This is a genomic window from uncultured Streptococcus sp. (assembly GCF_963516575.1).
Classification (GTDB): domain Bacteria; phylum Bacillota; class Bacilli; order Lactobacillales; family Streptococcaceae; genus Streptococcus.
The window spans coordinates 24,988-33,674 of the sequence record NZ_CAUQCP010000022.1 but is presented as its reverse complement, the minus strand read 5'-3'; the positions used below and the strand labels follow the sequence as shown (position 1 = coordinate 33,674).

Sequence of the window (8,687 nt, the reverse complement as noted above, 5' to 3'; positions counted from 1 at the left end):
GCATCAAATGTGCCTTTAATTCCTAGAGAGTTTAAGAAATCTTGATTGATAACGTAAGACCACTGACCACCTTTGTCATCCCACTTAACTGTCACAAGTTTCTTGATGAACTCTGAATTTGTACCTTGATTGAACTCAAAGGTAAAGGCATAAGAGCTATCTTTGGCAATCTTATCCCCTGCCTTAACCACTTTACCATCCTTCAATGTCACATCATAAGGTAACACAAGCTCTTTTTCTGCTGTGTATTCTGTACCCTTGATGATACCTTTCCAATTACCAGTATAGCGGTCATGCTTCGTATCGAGCTTATCCAAACCGTCATATTGAGACAACGGATGGTGTCTTTCTGGAATCATTGAACCATCAAGAAGGTACTGAATCAACTCACCCATTTGAACTTCTTTACCGTCAAGGACTTTCTTGCCAGTTTTATCAAGTGCATGTTTCTTAGGCTCGCTTGGTTTAGGTACAACCGTAAAGAAGTTATAGTGATAATGAATTTCAGGTTTAGAAATAATTGAATGGGAAACACCCTTAGCTGAGGAGCCAAATAAGTTAAACTGTAAACCTCCATTAGCTTTAATAAAGCTAGAAGCATTACTATAGTTAAAATCCCCATCCTTAACCGTTCCATCTACAACACTTTTTCTTGCATAAAAAGTATAGTCAAAACTATCTCCGTAACCACTAACCAAGTAGGTTCCCTCAGGGGCTTGAGCTTTACCGTCTGATATCCCATCTTCAAAAGGAGCATAAACTTTATGACCTTCATAGATTTTTAAACCTCGATTATAAGAACCTTTCAAACCACTATTCGTTACTTTATCCTCATCTGGAGAATATAACTGGTCTTTTAAAGTGACATCACTAAACACAAACTCTGAACCTTGATTCCAATCGACATCCGAAATCATTGTAGAAAGTGCTACTTTTGCCTTTTTCCCATTCTTTAAAAATTCTACATGAAATTTAAGACTCTGCAAATTATTATAATAGAACATTAGACTATCATCTTTAGCTGCTTTACCAACAGTTAGAGTAGGTAGATGTCCATATTCTCTATTTCTCATGTTGTCATAATATGTATCTGAATAATCATTACTTGTAAACTTGTGAGCCATTTTTGGCTCTTCAGCAACCGTAAAACGTAGATCTAGTTTACTACCATCTTCAAATTCTCCAACATTAGCTAGCTTAAATGTCAACCCTTTATGAACATCATAAAACTTTGTAGATAAAGTATAATCGCCCGTATCTTTTTTCCAAGGATCATCATAAACTCTATTGACAAATTTATCTGCTACTCCAGCTATATCTTCCACTTTTGTATCTGTTTTCCAACGAATACTTCCAGTCAAAGTTTCCGCATGTGTCTTTCCCTTATCATTTAATAATAGGAAGTCATAATATTTAATTCCACCCTGCTCTTTACTTTTCAAGTCACGAATCTTGTCCTCAAACTTCCCATTATTCCCATCATCTGAATCTAGTAAGGTTTTTAATTCTAAAAAAGTCCAACTAGAATAAGGAGCACCAGCTAATCTTTGTCTAATTCGATCTTCATTTTCAAAATCGTCCTTCCATTGTTTTTTCAAATCCTCTAATCTTTTGTTAAATTCTTCTTCTGTTAGAGTACTGAATTTCTTTATAGTCTCCACAGGAATACCATCATAACCTGTAGTAGTTGCATAAGTTCGATCAAAACCACCATATAAAGATAAACCATCTTTAGAATCTACCAAAGGCTTATTTCCAACAATACTTTCAACATTAGTATTTGCCGATTCAGATTGTTTCTTATATTCCTCTATTTTTTTTTCAATCTGTTCTTTTTGATTGGTATAGTCTTGTTTTATATCAGCCAACTTTGCATTTGCGTCTGTTTCCGTTTCTGCAATACCTTTATCGACTGGATTTTCTTTTACAACTACAAAACCTGCATTCCTAGCCTTATCAACAGCAGAATCTAGTTCTGTATGGGGAACTTCAACTGTTGAAGCTTCCTGCTTTTGACCACTTTTTCCTTGATTATCTGTAGAAATACTACTTGGATTCGTCTGAGCATAGGGAGCATTCGTAGCCTTATTTTCAGTTATTTCGTCTGCAACAGCTTTATCAAGTTTTTCATGAACAATCGGTACTTCCAATACCGTTTTATTTTCAGAAGCATTTACTGATACTTCATCAGCAGATGCAGTTGAAGAAAATACCATTCCCAACATTGCAAGAGCAAGAATAACTCCACAAGCACCACCAACCTTCATTTTACGGATTGAACCGTAAGCCTTAAATTCTTGTGTCTTTGACATCCTCAATTTTTTCTCCTTTTAAATTAAAAATTTTTTATATTTTACCAATCTCAATCATTATAATCCTAAGAAGGTGAACGAGAACGTTTATAAATCATTAAAATCATACCTATTTCCCTGAATAATCAAGCCTATAGCCTTTAATATAATTCGTTTAAATTTTCCTTATTTTAAAAATAGTTTTTTCTTGTAAAAGTAACCCACTACTGTCATCAACATGCCACCAATAGTAGTTAGAATGCTTTTTGCTGTTCCAGTGTTTGGAAGTGTTTTAAGTTTGCCTTCTTTATCAGTAACAGAGATAGTCTTATCTTCGTTGACAGTACCACCGATCTCTTCAGGAGCAACCACTGAACCATCTGAAAGAACTACGTTTCCGCCTTGGGTGCCAACAATTGACGCACCTGTATTTGTTTCAACAGGTTCTTTTGTCACATCATGCACCACTTGACCTGTTGAAGTTGAAGTAGTTCCAATTTGAGACTTCCCTTGTTCGTTTGCCTCTACTGTTGTTTTTGGCAATTCAGCTTTTGGCAATTCAGCTTTTGGCAATTCAGGTTGGACTTCTGGGGTGCCTTTGTCACTTACTACCGCTTCAGAGAGCTCTGGTTGAATTGCAGGTTCACCTTTGTCACTTACTACCGCTTCAGAGAGCTCTGGTTGAATTGCAGGTTCACCTTTGTCTGTAGTTGATGATGTATCTGGAGTTGTTGGATCAACTGGAGTAACTGAAGGCTCTGTTGGCTGAACTGCTGGAGCTTCTGTTTCTGTTGAAGCGCTAGGTGCTGTTGGCGTGACTACTTCTGTTATTGGAGCTGAAGAGTCAATTGGTGCAAGTTCATCTGCTGATACATAACCAGCTTGTGCAAGTGCGAGTGTTGATAGTGCGAGTGTAGCTAATACTTGTTTCTTGTTCATTGTGATTTTTCCTTTTCTAATTTTTAGTATTCTTAGGCTGATAGCCTTTTCCTGTCAAGCGAAGTTCCACTCCCGATGGACTTCTGACTTTCCTAGCCACTAAGTGGCCTCCTTTTTTGATAGTGCGAATTTGATTATAAACCTTTTTATAAGGCAAATGAAATTCAACATCCCTTAGAACACCGTCTACGTACCCTCTAGCTTGTTTGACTGCATAGCCTGACTTCAGGATAAGGTCTGTTCCGTCCTCTAAGCGAGCTGTCGCACCTCCTTGTTTTCCTAAGTTTTTTAAGTCCCTTAAGCGGACCGTTGTTTCATCTATCATAGATTTCTCCTTGAAGTTGAAAGGCGAAATAACGCCGTGCTGTGTAAAAACGTATTTTTACATCGGTATTTCATGCGCTGGGTTTATAGTCTAGGAACCCTTACTCCTTCAGCTTATGATCTTTATCATGCTTTTTCGTTCAGTGGCTGGACTAGATATCATTTTCTAGTTTGCTGCTCGCCCCCATTTCTTTTTTATCCATAGCCACGCTGTATTAGGGCAAGCCTTGTATTCAGTTTTCAAAGGTCTGTAGTTTAATGACTTCTCGGTCAAAATGGATTTAACTGGACTACGTTTTGTCCGATTCTGATCCTAACAGGTAGTCAATGGTTACCCCGAAATATTCTGCCACATTTTTTGCATTCTCCAAACTTATCTGACTATATCCTGTCTCCTAGTTCGATATGGTGTTGCGAAACACCCCTATCTGATCAGCCAAGGCTTGTTGTAACAACCTAGCTTTTTTTCGTAAGTCTCTGATACGATTTTGTGTTTGTTTCCTCACATCTACTTGTCTCCTTCATTATTTGGACTTGATAGTATTTCATCATCCATCAAAGGAGCATTCTTCAGCTCCAGCATGACAAACCCTATTCCATAAGCTAAGATCAATAATAAAGCCATTGTAACTAGTTTAAACATTACTATCCTCCTGATATTGTTCCTTATTTTGTCCGATAAGTTATCTTCTTCACCCATCTAGGATTGATAGAAAATGGAGGAGTCGCTGATGTAAAATTCATACTTGCTCCTTTTCCAAATGAACTTGATACCAATTTTACTAGTTCCTCCAAGTTGGAAGTGATAGTAATACTTTCTACCGCTTTATCAAAATACTCTACAATCATTTCAATCTCTTGAACTGTTTGGGGAGGTGTAGCCTTCACAGCTTGTATTCTGTTAATTCTCTCTTGATTATTAAACAATCCCATAAAATCACCTCTTATTTTTTATGTATTTCAACTCAGCCTGTCTATGCGCTATAATTTTAGCTTCCAATCGTCTCTCTTCCTTAAGATTTTCAAGCATCCTCATGAGATACGCTAACGGGTGCTCACAATCATAAGGAATCCGCTCAATCATATCAATCACTTCATGACTTGTGATATATTCCTCTGCTAAATATTGACCAATTTTCATTTTCTGACGATGCGTAAGACTGTAATTTTGAGAATCTCCTGTAAAAATATCTATTTGACAAAACTTCCCATTATAACGATCTGCAATCACTTGTAAGAGAGAGTAATATTTTGGCGGAATATAGTTCACAAAATTCTCTTTGAAAGATTGAGAGTTAGGTTCAGTAGGTTGCGCCAATTCTTCAGAATTGGTTGCAACCTTTCTAGAACTATTATTCTTACTAGAATCAGTTTTACTAGAATCTTTATAATTCGGGTCAACATTATTAACTACCCCATTATAAATTTTTGACGCATCCGGTAAATTATTTTTACGGGGTCTATTCTGTCGCTTTTCTACTCGTTTTTGGAATGCTCTTTCTTGACGTTCTATCCGTTCTTGTTTATATTTTTCTGCATCATAAGTCATGACATTACCAATATAGATACGATTTGCTAATTGTCCATCTGCATTTGAAAATTGACTAAGTTCATAAATTAATCCATAATCCGAAAGATCTTTTTTTATTTTAATGGCTGTTGGCTTTGAGCAATTAAAGTATCGTTGTATCTCTGCATTTGAAAACTCAATATATACACGTCCTAGTTCATCTACCCATCCATTCTTAGCAGATAACTCCAAACGATTTTTCATCATACTATACAATACTTTACAATCTGTGCGAAGCTCCCTATAGTGCTCGTCCTCCCACAAAACCCAAGCCATAGGAAAATAGCGTTCAGAGGTTTGCATCTGTTCCAGAGTTATAGCCGAAAATTGTTCTAAATCACCCATAATATCATCCTTCAAATAATCTTAGACTCAAATTACCATTTTCCGCTATACAGATTGTCTTTTCGGCTTCCATCGTTTCAATTGCCTTAACGATTCTATCCCGTGACCAGCCTGTTTGTCTCATCAGATCAACGACTATTATATTTTTCGTTAATCTGGCTAATGCTGTATGTTGTTTCGTTTTCATCAAATCTCCTTTTCCTAAAAGAGGTACATTGAATATTTCAATACCAATATCAAAAAAATATCTCTATACTTACTAATCTCTACTGCGTAATTTTTCGTCTAGTTCTTTCAGAAGTGCATTTTTATAGTCCATCGCTTCAGCTAAAGTAGGAAATCGCTTTGTATAATGAACACCATCTCTTATAATTTGTACTCTATATGATTTCAATTTAGAACTGTAGGTGATATTTTTTATTCTTGTTGTCTTATTCGTTTTTCTTGGACTTGGATTTAGTATGTTTGAAATTCTAGCTTTTTCACGTGTTTTCCTATCTTGACCAAACTTCACCCCTAAATCCCGACTTTTCTCCAAAGCAAGGCAACCACAAGAATAATTCTTTCCCTTCAGCAAATTAAAAATTTCTATTTCACAAATACATCCGCATTCGCAACGACATATGGCATAGCTATAGGTACGAGAAACATTTTCTTTCTTTTTAGGACCTGTCAGCTTAATAACTGTTAGCCTTTGAAATTTCTGGCCTATTAATTCTTGGTATTTTAAAATTGTTTCTTTTTTACATGTTTTGGGAAACCTACCTTCATTCTCGTATTCTCTTAGAACGTCATCACGATGTTTAATCGCATCTTCTAATAGTTCAAATGTTTTTGAATATCTTTTTCCTTGACGAGTAATCGAAAGCACGAATTTACCTTTTTGAAATTGGATGTTCTTCTCTTTTTGCCAACATAGCTGAAATGCTCCTTTCTCTGAAAGAAATAACTCCGATGGTTGAACTTCTAGTGCTTTAGAAAGTTTATGAGCTTTATCTTTATCCAAACCTCTTATGCCATTTTCCCATCGATTTATTGCAGATGTAGAAAAGCCTGTTGCGCTCGATAGCATCTTAAGCGTCAGTCCTTTTCGTTCTCTTAATTCCTTAATTCTATTTTGAAGTTTAACCATAGATATTTTACCTCTCTAAATTTAAAATTCTGCATACAGCTACATCATAATAGATAATGAAAAATTCTTTTTTAAAGGGACAATCAATTTATTTTCTGCATTTTTTAAATACTTTTTAAAAAAATTCGGTTAACCTACACATATCCCATCAATTCTGGATTAAACTCTAGAGTCAACCACAAGGATTCATCATAAGTCAATTGGCTAGTTTGTCCCCAGTTCCATCTCTTGCTCTTCTGGAGTAAGGATAACTGCCATGTTTATTTCTAGGTTTTAATTCATGAATAACATCGTCTTTAATAACTTCCCAAAGTAGACTAGAGGGCTTATAATACCCTTTCCCAAGCCAAACTCTATTGAGGTCATCGTATGAAGATACCTTTTCTTCAGAATTTCCTTCAGAGACAAGATCAACTATATTTTCATTCTCATTAAGATCTATTACATCGAAAATTTCTAACGAATCAATATCCATAATAATTTCAATATTATCTGACATTTTTTCCCCTTTATTTAATTTTGACAACGAAAAAAGAGAACGAATTTTCTCGTTCTCTACATTTATTTATATGCTTTCTACATTTCTCAAAACTCTAGACACTTACCACTTATACAGCCTGATTTCAGGCTATTTCTTAAAATTCTGCCTCAACTCGATAGATAACTTGCCCCTTGTTGGAGAATTTTTGCTCGTATTCTGTCATGACATTGCCTTCAAAATCACTGGCATGTAAATCAAGCCAAACACCATTGAGCTTCATGCCATACTGAGAAAAGCTCACTAGGCTGTACTCAAACAAGCCACGGTTATCCGTCTTGAAATGAATTTCTCCATTTTCAGGCAAGATACGCTTGAAGGTATCCAAGAAGGTCTTGTAGGTCAAACGACGCTTTTCATGGCGTTTTTTAGGCCAAGGATCTGAAAAGTTCAGATACAAACGATCAATCTCACCGTCTTCAAAGTAGTCAGTCAAGTCAGAACCATCTACCCACAAGAGCTTGATGTTAGGCACTCCAACTTCAAGCACCTTGTCCAAAGCGTAGCTCAAAACAGACTTTTGAATATCAATCCCGATATAGTTGATGTCAGGGTTTTGCTTAGCCATACCTGAAACAAAGGCACCCTTTCCACTTCCAACTTCCACATGAATGGGATTATCATTGCCAAACAAGTCCCGCCATTTCCCCTTGGCTTCCAAGGGATTGAGGACCACATACTGGGGATTTGCCTCTAGTAATTCTGTCGCCCCTTTACGATTTCTAACTCTCATCTTCTCTTTCCATACTTGTCTCGGAAGTGACGCAAGCCATGAATCTCCCGATTGACATTTTCTAAATCTTGGTTCATATAATACTTGGAAATCTGGCTCAAATAAGACAATTGACCGTACCAATACAATTTATTTAATACCGTTTGATTGTACTTGTAACCGTAGTAGGTCAACCATTCCTTCCACTGATGTTCTGGAATATAATGGCAGAGCATATGGGCCACATCCAACATGCGATCGGTCAAGCGAACCGAATCCCAATCCACCAAATAAATCAAGCCACTATCTGTCTCAATCCAATTACTATGTCGTACATCTCCATGGACAATGGTCGCATAGTCCTCTCTAAATCCTGGAATAGTCTGACGTAAATCAGCCATCACTTCACTGATAAAATGATTTTTACGCAAAGCATCTGGAGCCGTTTCCTGCCAAGACTGCAGTAAATCTACAGGTGTTTCCATGGCATAGCCCAACCGACTCAACTGTGTCATCAACGGACGTGAGCGATGCAGACGGGTTAAAATATTGACGATTTGTTTACGATTCATATCATAGGGGGTCAATATCTTGCCTGTCAACCATTCTTGAGCACACATATCACGCCCATCTGCCAAACGGCGACTCCATAATAATTGTGGAGCAATTTGTTCTCTAGCTAGACCAGGTAGGATTGGAGAGGTGTTCATTTTTACAAAGATACGCTTCCCATCAGGATAGCTACCCATATAAGCCTTACCACTTTTCCCAGGTATGGGAGTCAGTGTTAGCTCATTATCACCCAAATCCATTTCTTTCCTCCGTATAAAGTTTCC

At 36.8% G+C, this 8,687-nt stretch carries 9 protein-coding genes and 4 pseudogenes; all 13 read right to left on the bottom strand.

Translation table 11 applies throughout. The features are described 5' to 3' along the window. A pseudogene (locus RWM06_RS05270) lies at positions 1-470 on the bottom strand (LPXTG cell wall anchor domain-containing protein); the annotation flags it as partial. Between the two features lie 1,368 nt (positions 471-1,838). Further along, positions 1,839-2,216, bottom strand: a pseudogene (locus RWM06_RS05265) (hypothetical protein); the annotation flags it as partial. A gap of 261 nt (positions 2,217-2,477) precedes the next feature. Further along, the gene (locus RWM06_RS05260; RefSeq protein ID WP_313970353.1) at positions 2,478-3,230 is read right to left on the bottom strand and encodes an LPXTG cell wall anchor domain-containing protein; all 753 of its coding nucleotides are present in this window, start codon (positions 3,228-3,230) and stop codon (positions 2,478-2,480) included. Positions 3,231-3,246: 16 nt separating this feature from the next. Further along, the gene (locus RWM06_RS05255) at positions 3,247-3,555 is read right to left on the bottom strand and encodes a hypothetical protein (protein WP_313970352.1); all 309 of its coding nucleotides are present in this window, start codon (positions 3,553-3,555) and stop codon (positions 3,247-3,249) included. Positions 3,556-3,844: 289 nt separating this feature from the next. Beyond that, positions 3,845-4,060, bottom strand: a pseudogene (locus tag RWM06_RS05250) (helix-turn-helix transcriptional regulator). A gap of 2 nt (positions 4,061-4,062) precedes the next feature. After that, the gene (locus RWM06_RS05245) at positions 4,063-4,197 is read right to left on the bottom strand and encodes a hypothetical protein (protein WP_313970351.1); all 135 of its coding nucleotides are present in this window, start codon (positions 4,195-4,197) and stop codon (positions 4,063-4,065) included. Between the two features lie 23 nt (positions 4,198-4,220). Then, the gene (locus tag RWM06_RS05240; protein ID WP_313970350.1) at positions 4,221-4,487 is read right to left on the bottom strand and encodes a thiopurine S-methyltransferase; all 267 of its coding nucleotides are present in this window, start codon (positions 4,485-4,487) and stop codon (positions 4,221-4,223) included. A 4-nt stretch (positions 4,488-4,491) separates the two neighbouring features. After that, positions 4,492-5,469, bottom strand: a complete 978-nt coding sequence (locus tag RWM06_RS05235; RefSeq protein ID WP_313970349.1) for a replication initiator protein A — start codon at positions 5,467-5,469, stop codon at positions 4,492-4,494. A 4-nt stretch (positions 5,470-5,473) separates the two neighbouring features. After that, positions 5,474-5,656, bottom strand: a complete 183-nt coding sequence (locus RWM06_RS05230) for a hypothetical protein (protein ID WP_070479977.1) — start codon at positions 5,654-5,656, stop codon at positions 5,474-5,476. 72 nt (positions 5,657-5,728) lie between these two features. Then, positions 5,729-6,601 (bottom strand): helix-turn-helix transcriptional regulator, encoded by an 873-nt coding sequence (locus RWM06_RS05225; RefSeq protein WP_313970348.1) that lies wholly within the window; start codon positions 6,599-6,601, stop codon positions 5,729-5,731. 134 nt (positions 6,602-6,735) lie between these two features. Next, positions 6,736-7,100 (bottom strand): annotated as a pseudogene (locus RWM06_RS05220) (hypothetical protein). A gap of 136 nt (positions 7,101-7,236) precedes the next feature. Then, the gene (trmB, locus tag RWM06_RS05215; protein WP_001266094.1) at positions 7,237-7,872 is read right to left on the bottom strand and encodes a tRNA (guanosine(46)-N7)-methyltransferase TrmB; all 636 of its coding nucleotides are present in this window, start codon (positions 7,870-7,872) and stop codon (positions 7,237-7,239) included. Continuing rightward, a complete protein-coding gene (gene ccrZ, locus RWM06_RS05210; protein ID WP_060806124.1) occupies positions 7,869-8,663 on the bottom strand; it encodes a cell cycle regulator CcrZ in 795 nt (264 codons plus the stop codon). The genes trmB and ccrZ overlap by 4 nt, the downstream gene beginning before the upstream one ends. Positions 8,664-8,687 lie beyond the last annotated feature (24 nt).

Excerpts from the sequence above, each read along its gene's own strand:
- ccrZ (WP_060806124.1), bottom strand. The coding sequence starts at position 8,663 with ATGGATTTGGGTGATAATGAGCTAACACTGACTCCCATACCTGGGAAA.
- RWM06_RS05260 (WP_313970353.1), bottom strand. The coding sequence starts at position 3,230 with ATGAACAAGAAACAAGTATTAGCTACACTCGCACTATCAACACTCGCA.
- trmB (WP_001266094.1), bottom strand. The coding sequence starts at position 7,872 with ATGAGAGTTAGAAATCGTAAAGGGGCGACAGAATTACTAGAGGCAAAT.
- RWM06_RS05235 (WP_313970349.1), bottom strand. The coding sequence starts at position 5,469 with ATGGGTGATTTAGAACAATTTTCGGCTATAACTCTGGAACAGATGCAA.
- RWM06_RS05230 (WP_070479977.1), bottom strand. The coding sequence starts at position 5,656 with ATGAAAACGAAACAACATACAGCATTAGCCAGATTAACGAAAAATATA.
- RWM06_RS05225 (WP_313970348.1), bottom strand. The coding sequence starts at position 6,601 with ATGGTTAAACTTCAAAATAGAATTAAGGAATTAAGAGAACGAAAAGGA.
- RWM06_RS05240 (WP_313970350.1), bottom strand. The coding sequence starts at position 4,487 with ATGGGATTGTTTAATAATCAAGAGAGAATTAACAGAATACAAGCTGTG.
- RWM06_RS05255 (WP_313970352.1), bottom strand. The coding sequence starts at position 3,555 with ATGATAGATGAAACAACGGTCCGCTTAAGGGACTTAAAAAACTTAGGA.
- RWM06_RS05245 (WP_313970351.1), bottom strand. The coding sequence starts at position 4,197 with ATGTTTAAACTAGTTACAATGGCTTTATTATTGATCTTAGCTTATGGA.